16 protein-coding genes are annotated in these 20,555 nt (G+C 37.3%); all 16 read left to right on the top strand.

Annotated features, from left to right (window positions below; all coding sequences use genetic code 11):
- Positions 1 to 6: 6 nt before the first annotated feature.
- Positions 7 to 471 (top strand): type VI secretion system lipoprotein TssJ, encoded by a 465-nt coding sequence (gene tssJ, locus H5089_RS06380; protein ID WP_182671924.1) that lies wholly within the window; start codon positions 7 to 9, stop codon positions 469 to 471.
- A 15-nt stretch (positions 472 to 486) separates the two neighbouring features.
- Positions 487 to 1,815 carry a type VI secretion system baseplate subunit TssK gene (tssK, locus tag H5089_RS06375; protein WP_182711780.1) on the top strand — a complete coding sequence of 443 codons (1,329 nt, stop codon included), beginning with the start codon at positions 487 to 489 and terminating at the stop codon, positions 1,813 to 1,815.
- Between the two features lie 21 nt (positions 1,816 to 1,836).
- On the top strand, positions 1,837 to 3,117 hold the full coding sequence (tssL, locus tag H5089_RS06370; protein ID WP_024603626.1) for a type VI secretion system protein TssL, long form: 1,281 nt from the start codon (positions 1,837 to 1,839) through the stop codon (positions 3,115 to 3,117).
- A gap of 9 nt (positions 3,118 to 3,126) precedes the next feature.
- Positions 3,127 to 6,639, top strand: a complete 3,513-nt coding sequence (gene tssM, locus H5089_RS06365) for a type VI secretion system membrane subunit TssM (protein ID WP_182711779.1) — start codon at positions 3,127 to 3,129, stop codon at positions 6,637 to 6,639.
- Positions 6,621 to 7,349, top strand: coding sequence for a type VI secretion system-associated protein TagF (tagF, locus tag H5089_RS06360; RefSeq protein ID WP_024595080.1), 729 nt, complete (start codon positions 6,621 to 6,623; stop codon positions 7,347 to 7,349). The genes tssM and tagF overlap by 19 nt, the downstream gene beginning before the upstream one ends.
- Complete coding sequence (locus H5089_RS06355) at positions 7,342 to 8,139, top strand: PP2C family serine/threonine-protein phosphatase (RefSeq protein ID WP_024595081.1); 798 nt, start codon at positions 7,342 to 7,344, stop codon at positions 8,137 to 8,139. The genes tagF and H5089_RS06355 overlap by 8 nt, the downstream gene beginning before the upstream one ends.
- Positions 8,140 to 8,360: 221 nt before the next feature.
- Positions 8,361 to 9,476, top strand: a complete 1,116-nt coding sequence (gene tssA, locus H5089_RS06350) for a type VI secretion system protein TssA (RefSeq protein ID WP_154902980.1) — start codon at positions 8,361 to 8,363, stop codon at positions 9,474 to 9,476.
- 16 nt (positions 9,477 to 9,492) lie between these two features.
- Entirely contained in the window at positions 9,493 to 9,996 is a 504-nt protein-coding gene (gene tssB, locus H5089_RS06345; RefSeq protein WP_024594566.1) for a type VI secretion system contractile sheath small subunit, read from the top strand.
- Complete coding sequence (tssC, locus tag H5089_RS06340) at positions 9,993 to 11,483, top strand: type VI secretion system contractile sheath large subunit (RefSeq protein WP_182711778.1); 1,491 nt, start codon at positions 9,993 to 9,995, stop codon at positions 11,481 to 11,483. The genes tssB and tssC (H5089_RS06340) overlap by 4 nt, the downstream gene beginning before the upstream one ends.
- A 36-nt stretch (positions 11,484 to 11,519) precedes the next feature.
- The gene (gene tssC / locus H5089_RS06335; protein WP_182711777.1) at positions 11,520 to 13,046 is read left to right on the top strand and encodes a type VI secretion system contractile sheath large subunit; all 1,527 of its coding nucleotides are present in this window, start codon (positions 11,520 to 11,522) and stop codon (positions 13,044 to 13,046) included.
- 2 nt (positions 13,047 to 13,048) lie between these two features.
- Positions 13,049 to 13,816, top strand: coding sequence for a type VI secretion system accessory protein TagJ (locus H5089_RS06330; protein WP_182711776.1), 768 nt, complete (start codon positions 13,049 to 13,051; stop codon positions 13,814 to 13,816).
- Between the two features lie 17 nt (positions 13,817 to 13,833).
- A complete protein-coding gene (gene tssE / locus H5089_RS06325) occupies positions 13,834 to 14,319 on the top strand; it encodes a type VI secretion system baseplate subunit TssE (protein ID WP_024594570.1) in 486 nt (161 codons plus the stop codon).
- Entirely contained in the window at positions 14,316 to 16,142 is a 1,827-nt protein-coding gene (gene tssF, locus H5089_RS06320; protein WP_182711775.1) for a type VI secretion system baseplate subunit TssF, read from the top strand. Before tssE ends, tssF begins: the two co-directional genes overlap by 4 nt.
- A complete protein-coding gene (gene tssG / locus H5089_RS06315) occupies positions 16,139 to 17,128 on the top strand; it encodes a type VI secretion system baseplate subunit TssG (RefSeq protein ID WP_024594572.1) in 990 nt (329 codons plus the stop codon). The genes tssF and tssG overlap by 4 nt, the downstream gene beginning before the upstream one ends.
- 22 nt (positions 17,129 to 17,150) lie before the next feature.
- A complete protein-coding gene (gene tssH, locus H5089_RS06310) occupies positions 17,151 to 19,754 on the top strand; it encodes a type VI secretion system ATPase TssH (protein ID WP_182711774.1) in 2,604 nt (867 codons plus the stop codon).
- A 250-nt stretch (positions 19,755 to 20,004) separates the two neighbouring features.
- Positions 20,005 to 20,484 (top strand): type VI secretion system tube protein Hcp, encoded by a 480-nt coding sequence (locus H5089_RS06305; protein ID WP_024594574.1) that lies wholly within the window; start codon positions 20,005 to 20,007, stop codon positions 20,482 to 20,484.
- Positions 20,485 to 20,555 lie beyond the last annotated feature (71 nt).

Here is a 20,555-nt window from a genome sequence, read left to right as displayed (position 1 = left end):
TAGATAATGAACAAATTTAAGCTCTTTTTAATGAGTTTCAGTTTACTGTTTTTAGCCATGGGTTGTTCAACTGTTAATAAGTTTGTGCCTCCTTCTACGGATCTAAAAATTAATGTGTCTAAAAATGTAAATCCAGACACGTCAGATAGACCTTCACCGGTAGTAATGAAAATTTTTGAGCTTAGCTCGAGAACAATTTTTGATACTCAGGATTTCTTTAGCCTGTATGAAACACCTGAAAAACTATTAGGCCCAGACTTATTAAAAAAAGATGAATTAGAATTACAGCCAAACTCTGTTCAAGAATATAAAATGAGCTTAAACCGCAATACACGATATGTTGGTGTTGTTGTCGCGTACAGAAATATCGATCAAGCACGATGGAGAGCTGTAATCGAAGTTGACCCAACTGGCTATGACGATATAGATGTAAATGTTGAAGCAATTGCTACATACATGAGAGAGCAGTAAAAAAGGATTTGTACAATGAGTGATAACACTCGTGTTGCCTGGACCGAAGGAATGTTCTTAAGGCCGCAACACTTTCAGCAGTCAGATAAGCATTTTTCGCATTTAATTAAGCAAATTTGTAATGGGAATTTAGCAGATCCTTGGGGCATACTTGATATAAGTATCGATAATCAGCTATTAAGCTCAGGCCAATTTGCTATTGAGTCATTGTCAGCTATTACCCCTGATTTGCTACCTATCGATATGCCTCAATCTACCTCTTTGCCTGAGCCTTTAGTGGTGGGCAAAGATGTTTATGATGAAATAATTTATTTAGCGGTTCCTGCACTAAAAGCCAGTGGTATTAATATTTCCTCTTTAGATGAGGATATTGTTACGCGTTATAAACTAAACGACTTATCTGTAAGTGATGACTCTTTAGGTGCACAAGCTCAAGAAATTATTCAAGTAGCTAAGGTATTTAGTAAGCTAGTATTGTCATCAGACGACCATGCAGGCTATATATTATTGCCACTTGCACGCATTGTTGAAGTTAGCAGTGAAGGTCAAATTAAGCTCGATCCAAAGTATATACCAGCATCGTTAAAAGTCGGTCAGTGTAAGCCATTACTTGGTTTAGTGAGAGAGATTGGCTCAATGATCAAGCAGCGCTCAGAGAGTATTGCTGTTAGATTGTGCCAAGGTTATGCGGGAAGTACCTCTGTAGCTGATTTTATTATGCTGCAAACATTAAACAAGTATGACGCTGTTTTTGAAAACTTATTATCAGTTAATAATCTTCATCCAAGCGTTCTTTATACTCGTCTAATAGAGCTTGCTGGTGAGTTATCTACTTTTAGTACAGTAAACAAAAGAGTGCCTAAATTACCTAAGTACGATCATAAAAACTTAGGCCCGGTATTTAGTGAAGTAATAAACTTTTTATACCGATCTTTAAGTCATGTAATTGAGCAAACTGCTACGGAAATAAAGTTAGAGCAAAGCAAGTTTGGTATTTCTTTTGGTGCGCTCAAAGACAAATCAGTACTTAGCTCAGGTCAATTTGTATTGGCTATTAAAGCCAGTGTTCCTCACGAGGAGCTTCGTAAGATATTACCTTCTCAAATTAAAATTGGTAGTGTTGAGACAATCCGAGATTTAGTAAATAATCAAATCCCAGGTATTACAATCAGTAACTTACCAACGGCACCGCGTCAAATTCCTTACCATGCAGGTTTTCATTATTTTGAATTAAATAAACATGGCGAGCATTGGGCAAAACTTCATTCAAGTGGCGGTATTGCTATTCACTTGTCAGGAAATTACCCCGAGTTACAACTAAGCCTGTGGGCAATAAGAACTTAACTTTTAAAAGGAAGAGTTTCAATGGACGAAACCATTATAAAACCACGTCCTGGTCGATTAGGGCGTGATGCCTCAAATAATCCTCAAGTAGATAATGATCCAGACAAAACAGTCATGTCTGTTGAGCCTGTTGCAAGTAGTATTCCTAGTAATGCAAAGGTTTCTATATTTAGAAACCCATTAATGGAAGCCGCAACAGACTGTTTCTCTTTGGTTATTTCAATTAGAAAATCAGTTGAGATGACTAACTTAGCTGCGTTAAAGCATCGATGTGTAGAGGCTATCAAACGTTTTGAAGTCGAACTACGTAATCAAAATTTATCAAAAGATGTAATCAAAAACTCTCGTTATTGTTTATGTGCAATTTTAGATGAATCAGTTTTAAACTCTAAATGGAGTTCTATGGAATGGGCTGACGAAAGCTTGCTTTCGACATTTCATAAAGAAACTTTTGGCGGTGAGTACTTTTATACTTTACTTGATAATGCATTGGCCCAGCCTGAGCAACACAAAGCCTTTTTAGAGCTGCAATACCACTGTTTAAATTTAGGTTTTAAAGGTAAGTACAGACTAGATACTGTGGGTGACAATAAAGTAGAAGAATACCGCTCACAAATGTATCACTTATTAAATCAGTTAGATGGGCCAATCAATAATAAGCTTTCTCCTAACTGGAAACAAAGAGTAGCCGCTGGCGTAGAATTAAGAAATCAGGTGCCATTATGGGTTATTTTTTCTGTTTTAGGCTTACTTTTACTTACCGTTTATTTATTTATAAATATGAAGCTAAATGATGATGTTATGGCTGTTAGTGACAAGCTTGCAATCATTCATCCTGTAGCTGAAGACCAAGCAGTAGATAAAAAAGATCAGCAGTTACTTGTACTAGAGCAGCTATTACAAACTGAGATTCAAATGGGGATTGTGACGATAAAGAAAAATATCGATAGGATCAGAATCTCAATTAATAGTGAGAGCCTTTTTAATCAAGGTGACTCTAAATTGTTACCTTCATTTCAGCCTATTTTAGAAAAACTAGCGTTAAGCCTTGAAGGAACCAAAGGACGTATTTTAATAACCGGCCATACAGATGACACACCAATTAGAACTGATAAGTACCCTTCTAATTGGCACCTTTCTTTAGCGCGCGCAACGCAAGTTGCAAACTCTATGGCTAAAAGTACAAACCTCAGTGGGCGTTTATGGCCCGAAGGTAAGGGCGCAGCAGAGCCTATTGCCAGTAATTCAGATTCAGCTTCTCGGTCATTAAACCGACGAATTGAAATCGATTTATTATTTTAAGAGGCTGAAATGAGTTTTTCACAAAAAATAAAAAAAGTGACCTACGCACTTACATCTCGTACGGCAATGCTAATTATTGGCTTTTTAGCTTTATCATTATTAATTTGGTTTGGCGGCCCATTAATCGCGATAGCTGACTATGTACCACTACAAAGTATTGCAGCAAGACTGTTTACTATTATATTGGTTTTATTGGTTTTTTCTGTGTCTAAAATTTATCGTCTTGTGCAACAAAGCAAACGAGACGAAAAAATGGCTGATGAGTTAATTGATAGTAATAACGATACAAATAGCTCTGAAGTAAATGAAGAAATTACTACGCTTAAAACGCGAATGAACGAAGCTATCGATCTTTTAAAAGACGTAAAGCTGTTCAAAGGTAAAAATATTTACCAGTTGCCATGGTACATAATGATAGGCCCACCAGGGGCTGGTAAAACTACCGTTATTCATAACTCAGGACTTGATTACCCGCTAAAAGACAAACTAGGTGTTGACTTGGTTCATGGTGTTGGCGGTACTCGTAATTGTGATTGGTGGTTTACCAATAAAGCAGTTTTAATTGATACAGCTGGGCGCTACACAACGCAAAGCAGCCATGCAAAGCATGATTCACGTGCATGGGAAGGCTTTTTGGGATTACTTCGTAAGTACCGTCCTCTTAGGCCTATTAATGGTGTAATGATCAGTATGGGTATTTCTGAGCTGATGAGCCAGACCAAAACTGAGAGAAACCTACATGCTCGTGCTATTAAACAGCGCTTACAAGAGCTGCAAAGCCAGTTAGGCATGACCTTTCCTGTTTACGTTATTTTTTCTAAAGTTGATTTAATTGAAGGTTTTAGAGAGTTTTTTGGCGAATTAACCGAAGAAGAGTGTGAGCAGGTTTGGGGCGTAACCTTTGAACTTGATTTAGATAAAGACACACAAGTAGATGCTTTCAACAAAGAATTTCACTCATTAATTTCTAAATTAACTGAAATGTTAAATCGTAGATTAATTAATGAAAGAAACGAAGAAATTCGCGCTAAGATATTTGAATTCCCTAGGCAGCTTCGTGTTTTACAAGGTGTAGGAGATGCTTTTTTAAAAGAAATATTCACTCCTAATGCATACGAAGAACTACCAATGTTTCGTGGTGTTTACCTCACAAGTGCAACGCAAGAAGGTACGCCATCTAGTTTTTTAAACGAAGCAAACGCAGGCGAATCTGGATACATTAACCAATCTAAAAGCTTTTTTATAAAGAATGTATTAGAAGGTGTAATTTTTCCAGAGCAAAACTTAGCAAGTACTAACAAACATCATGACAAGCAAAATAAATGGCTTCGTGTTGGTAGCATAACGCTTGCATGCATAGCTTTATTTGGTTTTTCAACATCGTGGTACTTTAGTTTTGCTTGGAATAGTAACTTAATTTCAGAGACTGAAGATGCGATTGCAACGTACCAAGAGCTTGATACAGCCTCATTTGACCGTAATAACTTACTAGTACTAAACGACAGATTAAAGGCTCTTAGAAACTTACCTGCAAGCAACCCTGAACTTGTTAATACACAAGAGTCTAAATCAATTGGGTTTGATAAACTAAATGAAATAAAAATGGCTTCTACACAAGCCTACGACCGTTCATTACAAACGTATTTAGAACCGTTTATTGCAAGTACCTTAATTAAAGAAATGGAAGCTCATCCTGAGCACTTAAGTTATTTATACGAAACACTGAAGTGTTACCTCATGTTGTTTCAGCCTGAATACTTTGAAAGTGAAGATATAACGGTTTGGTTTAACGCTTATTTAGAGCGTAACTTACCAGGCGATAAAAATATGCAAACCAGAGTAGAGCTGATGGAGCATGTAGCTACATTACTTGAAAATGGTGTAAGCCAAATTGAAATTGATAATCAAGCAGTGCGTGTTGCGCGAGCTGAGCTAACTAAGCTACCAATTGCTGAGCGAGCATATCAAAGATTACAAGCCGACTTCCTAGATAGTAGTATTCCGCCATTTAGGCTTACAGACATTATTAGTTTTGAAAGTGCGCAAAAATTTACTTTTAGAAATGACGGTGAGCTTACGCGAAGTATCCCTGGCTTATATACATTTAATGGTTTTCACGGCATTTTTAATGTTGAGAAAAGTAAAATGCTTGGCAATTTAATGGCAAGTAGCTGGGTGTATGGTGAAGAGGCAACGGGCACTTACGATATTTCTAAAGATGAGATTGAGAAGAAACTAGAGCAGCGATACTTTCAAGATTATATCTATTATTGGCAATCATTTATTGATGATCTGAGCCTGAATCAATATAGCTCTCCGGCTGAGGGAGTTAATATTACTGATGCCTTAGCAGGCTCTGAAGCGCCTATTAAAAATATTATCACTGCAGTACAAAAAAATGTGCAGCTAACTAAATTACCAGTATCTGATAACCAAAAGGCTGCAGGTAAAGTTGCAGCAAATGCTGCTGAAATAGCTATGCAAACCAAAGCTAATCGTATCAAGAGATTTTTACCTGACGAAGCCCCTAAATTTGATATTAAATTACCGGGTCACCAAGTTGAAGAAGCCTTTGAAGATGTAATAAAAATTGATGCTCAACAATTAGATAATATTCAGAAAAATCTAAGAGAGTTAAACGTTTACTTAACCAAACTTGATAGAGGCGATCAATTAAAGTCGTCAATTAAAGACCAAATTAGCGGTAAAAGTAAGCCTAGCTTTATTCGTCAGCTTGAGTTTCAAAGTCGAGATTTACCTTACCCGTTTAATAGTTGGCTGTTAGATATAAGTAGAGATACTAGTAACATAACTAAAAATAGTGCCAACAGACATTTAAACGAGATGTGGAAAAGTAAGGTGCTACGCGAATATAACGCTGCAATTGTTGGCCGTTATCCGTTTTCTCCATACGCAGATAAAGAAGTGAATATGAAAGATTTCACTCGATTTTTCGGCCCAGGTGGAACAATTGATAGCTTTTTCACCAACTATATTGCGCCAAGTGTAGATATGAGCTCAACGCCATGGAAATTTGAAAAAGATATAGGTATTAGCCGAGATACATTAGCGATGTTTGAACTGGCGAATCAAATTCAAACAGTCTTTTTTGATGGCGGAAGTGCAACACCAAGAATTGAGTTTGGCTTAAAACCATTAGAATTAGACCGTACCATCTCTAGCTTTATGCTCGAAATTGACGGTCAGTCAATGACTTACAGGCATGGTCCACTTAGAGTAACAAATTTTGTATGGCCTGGAGCAAGTGGCCAGAGTAAAACACGAGTTGTATTTACTCCTCCAAATGGTGGTCGTTCTATAAATACAACTTACCAAGGTGAATGGTCGCTATATCGCATGTTAGACGAGTTAAGTGCTAAAAGAGCAAAAACACGTGAAGACTTAGAGTTACATTTTTCACTCATGGGAAACAATGCGAAAGTCGAGTTATTGCCTAAATCAATCAGGCATCCATTTTGGAATAAAAGTGTAGAGAAGTTTTCATGTCCGACCCGATTATAAATATTGGTTATCTTGGCAAGGTACCTAGTTTAGGTGATTTTGTACAAGATAGCGTTTCGAAAGAATTTTCAGAGCATTGGGAGCAGTGGCTGCAAGCAGCCATTGCAGTGAGTAAAGAGCAGCTAGGTGAAGTATGGCAAGATAATTACTTAATTGGACCAGTATGGCACTTTGCATTATCGCCAAACATTGTTGGTGACAAAGGCGTTATGGGGACTCTATTACCGAGTATGGACGCAGTAGGTAGGCACTATCCCTTCACAGTTGCTAGCACATTAGAATTTGCACCTATTGATGTTTTAAACTCAGGTGTGTTTTCTTTAGAGTATGAAGACACTGTATTAAAAGTGCTTGATAGTTCGGTTGATTTATTTTCTTGGCGTAAAGAGGTTGCTAAGTCTCTAAGCTCTATAGCAGGAGTTAAAAAGCAGGTTAGTTTTTTAAATTCTGTAGATAAAAATAAAAGTGCAGAAGCATTTGAGTTCTCAGGTGATGAGTTATCAAGTCAAGCCCTCCAAGATGCAATGCATGCTCTTTTGTTAAAAAAACACGGTGATTACAGCGTTTGGTGGACACATGGCTCTTATAATATAAAACCTATGGTACTCATAACGCCTGGCTTGCCTGCGGTAAATCAAGTTGCAGCAATGTTAGATGGAAGGTGGAAACACTGGGAATGGAACTTTACACAGGTAAAAAATAGTGATTAGCAAGTTTAGTACAAGTTATGCAATTACCCACCGAGGCGCTGTGAGGCAGCTTAACGAAGATGCGCATGTAGAGATAAATAACCATAACTTATGGGTTGTCGCAGATGGGATGGGAGGTCACGAAGCAGGTGAAGTTGCCAGTCAGCTTGTTGTAGATGTAATAAGAGCAAAAGTTGAAGAGCTACCACTTGAGAAGCTTGAAGTATCTCACATAGTTGAAGCCATTGAGGATGCGAATAGGCAATTAAACGAATATAGCGCCCAATATTTAGGTAGCAAAACCGCAGGAAGTACAGTTACTGCCTTATTTCTTAAAAATAATAAGTACTATGTTTTGTGGGTTGGTGATAGCAGAGCTTATATGCTTCGAGATGGTCAACTTAAACAGATATCGAGAGATCACAGCCAAGTAAACGATTTAATTGATGAAGGGATTATTTCAGTAGAAGAAGCCAAGACACATCCATTATCAAATGTAATCACAAGAGCTGTGGGTGTAACTGCGGATGTAAAAGTAGACGTTATTCAAAATGAAGTAAAAACGGGCGATATATTTTTACTTTGTTCAGATGGGCTCACCGGTGAGTTGTCTGATGAAGACATATGTTTATCGCTAGAGCCTAGTAGCATTATTGATTCTGGTATGGCGCTTATGCATTCATCATTAGTTAGAGGTGCAAGAGATAATGTGACCTGTATTTTAATTAAGTACGATGAAGGATACGCTGGTCATAAATCAGAAACATTCAACATTCAAGATGAAGCTACTATCCCGCTTTTTTCTAAATAACGATTTTAAGTTAAAAAATTTGGTTTGTATTTTTATATTTGAGTTTTTACTTTAATTACATCTATTAATTAATAAGTATATTAAATTTTAATTGTTTATATAAAGGCAATAATTAAGGTTTAAACTCAATTGTAACTAGGCTTGTAATTTATTATAAAGAATGTAATATGAAATCCGCTCCGCTTTATTGGAGTTTTATGGATAATTATTAGGACGACGGAATGTTTTTATTTGAAGAGTATATTTCCCCTATTTCAGACACCGAGGTTGCAGGTATTGATCCTCGCTCAGATGTCTCGCCTACGTCGACTTATTACGCCTTAAAAGATTTAAGAAACCAGCTTCGCGCAGCAGAAAGAAATGCATTAGTGGATGAAGAAGGTATTTCCTCACTAGCAAGAGATTGGCTTCCTTTATTAGAGCAATGTAGCAAAGCAATAAAAACACAAAGCAAAGATATCGAATATTTAGCTTGGTTTATTGAAGCACTTTGTCGAATTCATGGCTTCAAAGGCTTAGCTTTTGGTTTTAAAGTTGCTCATAACTTGCTCGACAATTATTTTGATGAATTATACCCGTCACTCGATGACGATGATGAAGTGTCAGACAAAGTATCTGCATTGGTTGGCCTTAATGGTTCAGCAGGCGAAGGTACATTAATAATCCCGATAAAAAGTATCTATCTGACCGATAGCGCCAGTATGGAGTCATATTCTTTTTGGGAATATCAGCAAGGCTATGATATTTCTCGTTTAACAGATGAGAAAAGAGAGAAAAAGCTTAATTTAGGTGCTGTTGACTATGAGCTCATTGAAAGAAGTGCTGCAGAAACAAGTACTGAATTCTTTGTTACTTTAAAACAAGACATTGAAAACGCGATTGAGCAATTTGCTTTATTAAGCGAAGTATTGGATAGAGTAACTGGACAGCCACAGCCAACATCAAATATAAAACAAGCATTAGCAGTTAGTCTTGCTGCTGTTGAGCATGTTGCTGCAGATAAGCTTGAAGCTGCTGATAAGGCAAAAGCTGCATTAAACGAAGTGCAAGAAGTGGTTCAAAGTGAAGACGACGACGGTCAAAGTGTTACAGAGCAAGTTGTAAAAGTTAATCACGAAATTAACTCAAGAGAAAGTGCGATTAATAAACTCAAAGAAATCGCTACTTTTTTTAGAAAAACAGAGCCGCACTCACCTATGTCGTACACCATAGAACAAGTAATTCGATGGAGCGAATTGTCGCTGCCTGAATTATTAAATGAATTAATTACAGATAGTGATGCTAGGACTGGGTACTTTAAGTTGTCTGGCATTAAAATCAGCGAAACTGAAACATAAGTAAAAGGAGTTCTCTATGAGTATCCATGATAAATTAAAACGAGTTCGTAAGCCTCGCGTACACATCACTTATGATGTGGAAACTGAAGGCACTGCAGTAAAAAAAGAATTACCATTTGTTGTTGGTGTTATGGGCGACTTCTCTGGTGATAACACAGAAGCATTAAAACCACTTAAAGATAGACGATTTGTGCAAATAGATCGTGAAAACTTTAATGACGTTTTAAAGCGCATGAGCCCTTCACTAAAATTATTAGTTGATAATACGCTTAATGATGATGGTTCTGAATTTGAAGTAAAACTTAACTTTAAATCGATTGATGACTTTGAACCAGCAGCTGTTGTAAATCAGGTTGAGCCATTACGTAAATTAATGGAAACACGTAACAAGTTACGCGATTTAATGACTAAGATTGACCGCTCTGAAGAATTAGAAAACGTGCTTGAAGAAGTACTAAGCAACACAGCAAGCTTAGATACAATCGCAAAAGAGCTTAAAATAGAGGAGACTGAAAAATGAGTACAGAGCAACTAAGTACTGAATTAGAGTCTACCTCAGAAGCAACGTCTTCACTATTAGAGCAAGCTATTGGCGCAACTAAGCAAACCGATGCAAGCCGTGCAGAAGAGTTACTTAAAACACTGACAGAAGAAGCCTTAAAAGGGACTGTTCAGTGGAACAAAAACATGACAGTGACGTTTAATGAAGCAATTCAATTAATCGATCAAAAGATCTCAAAACAGCTAAGTGTAGTAATGCACAGCGAAGAGTTTCAAAAGTTAGAAGGCTCTTGGCGTGGATTGCACCATTTAGTAATGAATTCTGAGACAAGCTCTACACTTAAAATTCGTATGCTAAATATGAAGAAAAAAGAACTTCATAAAGATTTGAGCAAAGCTGTTGAGTTTGACCAAAGCCAAACATTCAAAAAAATCTATGAGTCTGAGTTTGGTACTCCAGGTGGCGAACCATACGGTACTATCGTTGGTGACTTTGAGTTTACTAACCACCCTGAAGATGTTGAAACATTAAGCCTAATGTCTAATGTTGCAGCCGCTGGTTTCTGTCCATTTATTTCAGCTTCATCGCCATCATTATTTGGTTTTGATAACTGGGAAGAGCTAACCAAACCACGTGATTTAGAAAAAGTATTTGAATCTCTAGAGTACACTAAGTGGCGTTCATTCAGAGACAGCGATGATTCGCGTTTTGTTTCATTAACTATGCCTCGTTTCTTATCTCGCCTACCTTATGGTGCGGCTTCTAAACCAGTTGAAGAATTTAACTATGAAGAGTTTGAAGTTGAACCAAAAGATGGCCGTTCAGTAAGTACTGATAACAGTGATTACTGTTGGAGTAATGCAGCCTACGCTATGGCAACAAATATGACCAAAGCATTTGCTCAATACGGTTTCTGTACTGCAATACGTGGTGCTGAAGGCGGCGGTAAAGTAGAAGGTCTTCCTACGCATATCTTCACAAGTGATGATGGCGATCCAGATCTTAAATGCCCAACTGAAATTGGCATTACAGATCGTCGTGAAGCTGAATTAAGCAAGTTAGGTTTCTTGCCTCTTTGTCATTACAAAAATACAGATTATGCAGTATTTTTTGGTGGACAAAGCTGTCAAAAACCACAAATTTATTCAACTCCAGATGCCACAGCTAATGCGGCAATATCTGCACGTCTACCTTACCTTATGGCAACGTCTCGCTTTGCTCATTACCTAAAAGTAATGGCGCGTGATAAAATTGGTAGCTTTATGGAAGCTGAAGACGTTGAGTCTTGGTTAAACCGCTGGATCCTTTCGTATGTAAATGCGACTGAGGGTGGTGGTCAAGAGATCAGAGCACGTTATCCTCTAGCAGATGCAAAAGTATCAGTTAAGGAAATTCCAGGTCAACCAGGTGCATATAATGCAGTTGCATGGTTACGACCTTGGCTACAAATGGAAGAGCTTACTTCTTCTTTACGCCTTGTAGCTAAAATTCCAGAGATCGGGTAATTAACTGATCTTTAGCGTTAAGGATAATGCAGTAGAATGAATCACGAAGAGTTTTCATTTATAAATCAAGACTTCGCTTTTGTACAAAAAGCGCAGTCTAGAATAAGTGATAATGAGGCTTTACTCGATAGGTTTTTAAACGAAAAAAACCTAGATAAAGCCTTGTTGTTATGGCTTGAAGGCTCTTCAGATTCACCTATATCTTGGACTAAAGAATCACTTGGTCCTTATTTACAGCGCGTAATTGTTGAACTCGATCAACTCATTTCAGAACAATTAAACCTCATAATTCATAATGATAGATTTCAAAAGTTAGAAGCCAGTTGGCGTAATCTTTGGTGGCTGATACTTCAAAGCGAACAATACGACAAAGAAAATAAAGTAAAAATAAAAGTATTGAACTGCGATTGGGCAACACTCTCTAAAGATGTAAACAAAGCTATTGATTTTGACCAAAGCCTATTTTTTCAACTACTTTATCAAAGTGAGTTTGATAGCGCAGGTGGCGAGCCATTTGGTGTAGTAGTGGGTGATTATGAAATTAGTAACATGTGCTCAGCAGGCACAATTTATAATGACATAGACACAATAAAAGAAATATCTAGAACCGCTGCCGCTGCTTTCTCTCCATTTATTTGCTCAGCTTCTCCTAACTTATTTGGTGCAGATAACTTTTCTGATTTAGGCTATTACGCAGACTTATTTGACCAGTTTGAACAACCCGAATACGCTAAATGGCAGAGCTTTCGAGCGATGGAAGAATCTCGTTTTATTGGGCTTACGCTTCCTCATGTATTAGTTAGACCGCCATATAGCAATGATGGAAAACGTCATCAAGATTTTTACTTTAAAGAACAAATTAAAGACCCTGAAAGCGATATGCTTTGGGGCAATGCAGCATATCAATTTGTATCTACCTTAATAAGAGCATATTGCGATAGTGGCTGGTTTGGGCACATTCGCGGTATTGAGCCGGGTAAAATTTCAAAGGGTCTGGTTACAGGGCTTGCGAGAGACAGTTTTGCAAACGACACTTATCAAAAAGAAGCAAAGCCACCGCTAAACTTATTAGTAACAAGCAAATTTGAAAAGCAATTTTCTGAACTTGGCTTTATTCCAGCATCATCAGTGACTAATACAGAACACATTGTTTTTTATAGTAATGCATCGGTTCAAAAAACCAAAAACTATGAATCAAGCGCCGCTAATATTAATGCGCGCTTATCTTCAATGCTGCAATATATTTTGTGTGTATCTCGTTTTGCTCACTATTTAAAGCTATTAGCTCGAGACCGTGTCGGCTCTTATAACACGGCACAAGCTTGTGAGCGAGACCTACAAGCGTGGATAAATAATTATACAACGGCTTCAGATTCCTCCTCCGAGCATATAAGAAGTAAGTACCCGTTAAGTAATGCCAGAATAAAAGTCAGTGAAAATAAAGCCAATCCAGGGCATTACTTTTCTGTTTTACAATTACAGCCACATTTTCAATTAGATCAGATGATCTCCAGTATTAAATTAATTACAGAGCTCAGTCCTCATCATAAAATAAAGGAATAGTCATGAAAAAAATACATAGCTTAATTCGCGAGGGGAAACTTACTGATGCATTATCTTGTTGTGCTACAGAGCTTCAAGATGAGCCATTAAACTTTGATATCAGGAGTATTTACGCCGAATTACTTTGCATAAATGGTGAACTTGAAAAAGCCGATAAACAGCTAGATTTCATGGTACAAAAAAATCCAGAATTTGCAGTAGGTGCAGTAAATTTAAGGCACTTAATTCGTGCTCAGCAATCTCGTGTAGATTTTTATCAAGGTAAAGGCATTCCTAAGTTATTTCATGATGCGAATGAGTTAGACACACTATTTTTGAAAATGCATGTTGCTCTGTTAGAAGGCTCAACTGACGAAGCAGCTCAGTTAGCTCAAGAGATGGAGTCTTTAAGAGTTAGCACAGACGAGGCATCAACAAGAGATCTTGATGATTGCTTAAACCCGTACCTAGAGGTTTTAGGTACTAATGGTGAGTTTTATCTAGCAAACTTTAACGAAATTGAATCGTTAAAAATGGAGCCAGTAGAATCTTTATTAGAAAGTATTTGGTTACGTGTTGAAATTACAATTAAAGATGGTCCATCAGGTACAGCTCATTTACCACTTGTTTATATTAACTCTGAATCGGAGCTTGAAAAGCTAGGTCAAGTGTCTGACTGGGTTGAGTTAAAAGATGAATTTATTATCGGTAAGGGCATGAAAATGCTGTTTGTTGATGATGAGGCTATCACCATCCCAAATTTAAAAATAAGCTCACTTGAAACAGCATAATTTAAGCTTAAGCAACCATGATAGAGCATAAACAGCAGCTTCAAGCATCCATTATAGATAGGCTCATTGACGATGAGCCCGACTTCCAGGATGCGCCATCACGTACCGAAGGCATCACTATTAGTGAGCTTAGAAAAAACGTGCGCAGAGATATTGAAGCTTTGCTAAATGCTCGAATTCAATGGCATACATGGCCAACTCAATACACCGAGCTGGCTACTTCATGTTTGTCTTATGGTTTACCTGACTTTTCGAGTATGTCTGTAAGCTCTCACGAAGGGCGCGCATTACTGTGCGAAACCGTCAGAAATACAATTTTAAAGTTTGAGCCACGGTTTCTTGAAGTAGAAGTGTTTACAGATGAAGAAGTACCTTTAAACAGAGTATTAAATTTAAGAATAAATGCGCTTTTATACGCCGACCCTGAGCCAGAGTTTATTAGTTTTGATTCAGAAGTAGAGCCCGTGAACTTGGGTATGAAAATTATTGAGGCATCATTATGAACGATGAGTTATTGAAGTATTACAATCGTGAATTAGCATTTGTGCGTCATTTAGGTAAAGACTTTGCTGAAAAATATCCAAAAGTTGCAGGGCGTTTAAAGTTAAGTGAAGATCATATTGAAGACCCTCATGTCTCAAGATTAATAGAATCTTTTGCATTTTTAACTGCCAATATTAGGCAAAAGCTCGACGATAGTTTCCCGGAGTTAACGGATGCTTTGCTAGGGCAAATGCTACCAGATTACCAAGCGCCAATCCCATCAATGTCAGTTGTTAAGCTCGAAGCTGAGAACTTATCTACGGCAGGGGTGGTTATACCAAAGGCAAGTGAAGTAGAAACTAACGTTGACTCAATGAAGCAATGTAAATTTCAAACGTGTTATGAAACCTACCTTTGGCCTGTTGAAATAACAAATGTGCAATTTGATAATAGCCCATTTGTAGCGCCGAAGCCTCGCTGGCAAGAAAAAGCAAAATCTATTTTCAAAATAGAATTAACAGGTGAGTATAAAGGGGTTTCGCTTGCAGAAACTGGCCTTGAAAAATTACGGATTTTTATCAATGGCCAATGGCATCATACACTTAAAGTTTACGAACTACTGTTCAAACATAGTATTGGTATTGCTATAGACAATGGCGATGAAGGTATTAGATATCTGTCAAAAAACCAATTAAAAGCAGTGGGCTTTGATTCTAACGAGGCTGTGGTTCCTTATTCGCAGCGCTCATCTGCAGGATATCGTTTGCTCGTCGAAAATTTTACTTTTCCTGAGAAGTTTAGGTTTTTTGAGCTTGAAGGCATTCTTTCATCACTGCCTAAGCAATCTAATAAATGTAGTATTTATATTTACCTAGATACTGAATCTACTGAGCTTGAAAAGCAAGTAGATAAAGATATGTTCTTATTAGGCTGTACACCAATAATAAACTTATTTGAACAAGAGCTTGAGCCAATACGACCTGAGATCAGTGAATATGAATATCAGTTAACACCGCGTTATATGGACTCGGAAATATCAGAAGTAATTGGTATATCAGAAGTTATTGCATTTGATCATAAAGGCAATAAACAAATTGTTTCGCCTTTTTATGGTCAAACACATCCTAAATATCATGGACATGATGATTTGTTTTGGCATATTCGTCGAGAAACTGCTTCTTGGGCTGGCGGTTATGTAGAGTCAGGAACCGAAACATTTTTATCGTTAGTTGATGCTACTTTTGAAAATAGTGCGATGGAATATGGTGACGGAAACTCTGTACTTACTGTGCGCGCAAATTGTAGTAATCGCAACCTACCAGCAAGCATGCCATTTGGTGATGACGAACTTGGTTTATTAATGCCTGAGCGCGGCGATGTAATTAAAAAAATTAGATGTTTAACGCCATTTACTCATGCAGTGAGACCTGTATTAGCTGATGCAACACGGTGGCAGTTAGTTAATCATTTAACGCTTGATACCTTTAGTGGTGAAGACGCATGTAATAAGCTTAAAGAAGTTTTGCGTTTATACGATTTTAGAGCATCACCACAAACTAAAGGCATGATAGATAATATTTATAGAGTGGTAATAGAGCCTTCAACTGCCCGTGTGATTCAAAAAGGTAAAGTAAGCTTTGCAACAGGCAGCGAAATTGAAATTACATTTGCTAACGATGATTTTTCTGGCAGCGGCATGTTCTTCTTTGCATCAATACTTGATCACTTTTTTGCTCAATTTGCAGCAATAAATAGCTACACGCGTTTAAGTTTAAGGCTTAAAGAGCAAGAACAAATTTATTATCAATGGCCTGCAAGAGTGGGTGACTGTCCGTTATTATGATAAAGCAAATAATCTCACAAGCTTCTCAAATTGACTTTTACAAAGCTGTTTTCATAATTGAAAATCAGCTAAAAAAGCGTGGCTTAGATTATCGACATGTCGGTTACGACAGTAATCCAAAGCAAGAGTTGATTAAGTTTACAGCTACCCAAAAGTTTGGTTATCCAGGTAATGCAATTACCAAATTAGAAGAAACTGGTTTTGAAGACGGTATGCATAAAGTAACTATGCAGGTTTCTTTTATGGGACTGACGGGGTGTTCAGGCGCTTTACCCCAGTTTTATAGTGAACTCGTGATGCAGCGTTTACGCTATAAAGATACAACCATGCGTGACTTTTACGACATGTTTAATCATCGTTTAGTCTCACTGTATTACCGCGCTTGGAAAAAATATAAGCCTTCGCTTAATCACGTTAATAAAGAAAAAAACAAAGACCCATACACACAAATACTCGGTTTATTAAGTGGTGGCTATAACGAGCACCAACTGCATTTTTCAGGTTTATATAGCCGTAAAATTAGAAATGCATTTGATTTAAAAAATGTACTTTCGTCATACCTAGGTTGTGATGTATCAATCAAACAAATGGTTGGCCAATGGCACGAGTTAAAAGAGCAAGAACAAACCCGTTTAGCAAGCCAGGCATTATATGAAGGCCAGCACGCCCGTTTAGGTGTTGATACCATGATTGGAAATAAAGTATGGGACGTATCTTCTAATATCGAAATCCACATAAAATCAGATGATCCAGATAAAGCAAAACAACTTTTGCCCAAAGGTCCGCTTTTCGAAATAGCGAATCAAATAACAAAAGACTATGTAGGAAATGCTATTAACTTTCGCTTAGTCATTGAGTCAAATTTTCAAAATTTAGGTGCCGCTAAACTTTCAAAAAATGAGTGTCAGTTAGGCGCTAATAGCTTCTTATCTGTACAAGATAACAAATTAAAATCTAACCCTACTAAGTTATCGTTTAAGGGATAATTAAAATTAAAAGGAAAAAAGTATGTCTTCGATGACACTGAATAAACTAGTTGAAAAACTGAGTCCTGATTGCAGAAAAAGCCTAGAAGGTGCTGTTGCTATATGTAATAGTCGCAGTCATTTCACGGTTGAACTTGAGCATTGGTTACTTGCAATGATTGAGCAGCAATTAGATGATGTTAGACTAATTTTTGGCTCGTTCGATATAGATATTGATAAAGTTCAACAGGATTTAAATCAATCATTAGAGTCGTTTAAAACGGGTAGTGAGTCATCTCCTAGTTTGTCAGTGCATGTTACGAGTCTTCTTAAGCAATCTTGGTTAAGTACCAGCATTGAGTTTACAGATAATCAAATTCGTAGTGCATACGTTATTTATACCCTTACTAAAGACGATACATTATCTAGCTTAGTAACACGTTGTAGTAAGTTATTTAATAAAATAGAGCCTGGTCAATTGCTTCATGCATGGCCTGAAATAGTTGCGCAATCTCAAGAGCGCAACCATTCAGTACAAAATGCGTCAACTCAAGCAAATGTTGGTTCTAAAACTCCAAGTTTAGATCAATTTACTGTTGATTTAACTGCCCAAGCACTCGCTGGAAAAATTGACCCTATTCTTGGTCGTGATTTCGAAATTCGCCAAATGGTTGATATTTTAACCAGACGCCGCCAAAACAACCCAATTTTAACTGGTGAAGCGGGCGTAGGTAAAACAGCTGTTGTTGAAGGGCTAGCATTAAGAATTGCTCAAAAAGACGTACCTGCTGTATTACAAAATGTAAAAATTCACAGCTTAGATTTAGCACTATTACAAGCTGGTGCAGGTATGAAAGGGGAATTTGAAAATCGCCTTAAATCGCTTATCAATGAAGTAAAAAATGCGGTAAATCCGGTTATTTTGTTTATTGATGAAGCACATACCATGATTGGTAGCGGTGGTGCAGCGGGTCAAAATGATGCGGCAAATCTATTAAAGCCTGCTTTAGCGCGTGGCGAATTACGCACAATAGCTGCAACTACTTGGGCTGAATACAAAAAGTTTTTTGAGAAAGACGCCGCATTAACACGCCGCTTCCAAGTTGTAAAAGTTGAAGAACCAACCCCTGAAAAAGCGGTGGCAATGTTACGAGGCTTAGTGCCTGTAATGGAAAAACACCACAAAGTGTTTATATCTGAGCAAGCACTTGAAGGCGCGGTGCATTTATCACATCGTTACATTACTGCAAGGCAGCTACCAGACAAAGCCGTTGCATTACTAGATACAGCTTGTGCACGTGTTGCAATGAGCCAAGCATCTACTCCAAATACTATAGAGCAGCTTGTAAATCGCTTAAGCGAAATAGAAACACAAGTAAAAATGCTTAACAGAGAGCAAAAAACGGGTTTAGATCATTCACAGCAACTAGACACATTAAAAGCAGAGCTAATTACAATTGAAGAGCGATTAGCACCGTTAAATGAGCAATTTAGTGCTGAAAAAGAAATTGTAGCTGAGCTTAATCAAGCTTTAGAGCTTATTAACTCTCAAGATGAAGAGTCATCACAAGAAATACTCGATAAGCTAAGGCTTAGTAAAGAGAAGCTAGCCTCTTTTGAACATAATATGGTTCATTGGCAGGTTAACGAAGAGCTTATAGCGCAAGTTATTTCAGATTGGACAGGCATACCTGTTGGCAAAATGCATGAAGATGAAATACATGGCATTTTAAATCTAGCACAGCAAATGAAGCAACGAGTTGTAGGGCAAGACCACTCTCTTGATTTAATAGCTAAAGTTGTTCAAACATCTCGTGCTCAGCTAGCAGATGAAAGCCGTCCTAACGGTATATTTATGTTAGCAGGGCCAAGCGGTGTGGGTAAAACAGAAACTGCACTTTCGCTAGCCCAAGAAGTGTATGGTAGTGAAGAAAACGTCACGGTAATTAACATGTCAGAGTTTAAAGAAGAACATAAAGTTTCTTTATTACTTGGCTCTCCTCCAGGGTATGTAGGTTACGGTGAAGGAGGAATATTAACCGAGGCTGTAAGAAGAAAGCCATACAGTGTTGTACTTTTGGATGAGATGGAAAAAGCACACCCAGGCGTACAAGATATTTTTTATCAAGTGTTCGATAAAGGTACAATTAAAGACGGTGAAGGCCGCGATATCGACTTTAAAAACACAATTATTATTATGACCTCAAACGTGGGCACAGATACCACAATGAGCTTGTTTGAAGACGAAGAAAGTAAACCAAGCATCAAAGGTTTATTAAAGGCATTACAAGATGATTTACTTGCTTCATTTAAACCGGCATTTTTAGGTCGTATTAATGTAATACCTTACATTCCGTTAAGTGACGATATTCTCACTGAGATTGCCGCTATTCAAATAAATAAAATAATTAAACGTGTTAAAAAACACTACAATGCCGAGTTAATTTATAATGACGATGTAATTGAATATATTATTGCTAATTGCCAAAATGCAGGCTCAGGTGCACGTAATATTCACACTATACTTCAAAATAGAGTGCTGCCATTGTTGTCTGAGATTTTACTTTCTAGCATGATTGACGACAAAGAAATTAATAGTATATCGCTATTAGTAAAAGATAATGAATTTGAACTAGAGCTGAATTAAAGGTTAATTAAAGTTAATTTGAAATAACTTGTTATTAAGGTTGTTTCTTTAGTTTGAGGGCATTATAATTTTGGTGCCTGATATCACTACATGGAATTTTTGAGACATTGTCTTCATCTAAGGAAAGGAATCAGAAGGCCTTTTCATTGCTGTATTAAAGATAATGGTTTCAAAGGAATTTTGGTATATACCAAAGTAAAGAATCCAGTATTAATGGATAACATTGTTTAATAAAAAGGAGCATTATCAAATGCAAGCAAATACATATTTAAAATACGGTTCAATCAAAGGCGAAACTACTGCTGAGTCTTTCAAAGATTTAATTACAGTTTTATCTCTTGATTGGAATGTAAGTCGCGAAATTAGCTCAGCTACTGGTACAGCGATGGACCGTGAGTCAAGCTCTACTCGTCTTGGTGACGTAACAATCACTAAACTTCAAGATAAAGCATCTCCGGATCTTTTCAAAGAAGCGACAATCGGTAAAGGTTTACCAGCTGTTTTCCATATCACTAAGCAAGGTGATAAGGTTGAAGAAATCATGAAAATCGAACTTACAGATGCAATGATTTCTAGCTACTCAGTTTCAGTACAAAATGATCGTCCAATCGAAACAATCACTATCAGCTACACAGAAATGATGATGACTGTTACTCCAACAGACGACAAAAATAACATTACTGCTCCTCTTGTATACGGTTACAGCGGTGTTAAAGGTCAACAAATGTAATATTTGTTACCTTATAATGGCTCTGGGCATTGCTCAGAGCTTTTTTTGATCTTTAGGACGGGAAAAGCAAG

The organism is Pseudoalteromonas sp. SR45-1 (assembly GCF_014163655.1).
In the GTDB taxonomy this organism is placed as follows: Bacteria; Pseudomonadota; Gammaproteobacteria; order Enterobacterales; family Alteromonadaceae; genus Pseudoalteromonas; species Pseudoalteromonas distincta.
Note: the sequence above shows the minus strand (reverse complement) of the source record. Positions and strands in the feature narration are given on the sequence as shown.

Bases quoted from the DNA above. Each gene is read 5' to 3' on its own strand.
- tssB (WP_024594566.1), top strand. From the start codon at position 9,493: ATGAGTATCCATGATAAATTAAAACGAGTTCGTAAGCCTCGCGTACAC.
- tssC (WP_182711778.1), top strand. From the start codon at position 9,993: ATGAGTACAGAGCAACTAAGTACTGAATTAGAGTCTACCTCAGAAGCA.
- tssA (WP_154902980.1), top strand. From the start codon at position 8,361: ATGTTTTTATTTGAAGAGTATATTTCCCCTATTTCAGACACCGAGGTT.
- tssF (WP_182711775.1), top strand. From the start codon at position 14,316: ATGAACGATGAGTTATTGAAGTATTACAATCGTGAATTAGCATTTGTG.
- tssK (WP_182711780.1), top strand. From the start codon at position 487: ATGAGTGATAACACTCGTGTTGCCTGGACCGAAGGAATGTTCTTAAGG.
- tssC (WP_182711777.1), top strand. From the start codon at position 11,520: ATGAATCACGAAGAGTTTTCATTTATAAATCAAGACTTCGCTTTTGTA.
- tssM (WP_182711779.1), top strand. From the start codon at position 3,127: ATGAGTTTTTCACAAAAAATAAAAAAAGTGACCTACGCACTTACATCT.
- H5089_RS06330 (WP_182711776.1), top strand. From the start codon at position 13,049: ATGAAAAAAATACATAGCTTAATTCGCGAGGGGAAACTTACTGATGCA.
- tssJ (WP_182671924.1), top strand. From the start codon at position 7: ATGAACAAATTTAAGCTCTTTTTAATGAGTTTCAGTTTACTGTTTTTA.
- tssG (WP_024594572.1), top strand. From the start codon at position 16,139: ATGATAAAGCAAATAATCTCACAAGCTTCTCAAATTGACTTTTACAAA.
- tssL (WP_024603626.1), top strand. From the start codon at position 1,837: ATGGACGAAACCATTATAAAACCACGTCCTGGTCGATTAGGGCGTGAT.
- tssE (WP_024594570.1), top strand. From the start codon at position 13,834: ATGATAGAGCATAAACAGCAGCTTCAAGCATCCATTATAGATAGGCTC.
- H5089_RS06305 (WP_024594574.1), top strand. From the start codon at position 20,005: ATGCAAGCAAATACATATTTAAAATACGGTTCAATCAAAGGCGAAACT.
- tssH (WP_182711774.1), top strand. From the start codon at position 17,151: ATGTCTTCGATGACACTGAATAAACTAGTTGAAAAACTGAGTCCTGAT.
- tagF (WP_024595080.1), top strand. From the start codon at position 6,621: ATGTCCGACCCGATTATAAATATTGGTTATCTTGGCAAGGTACCTAGT.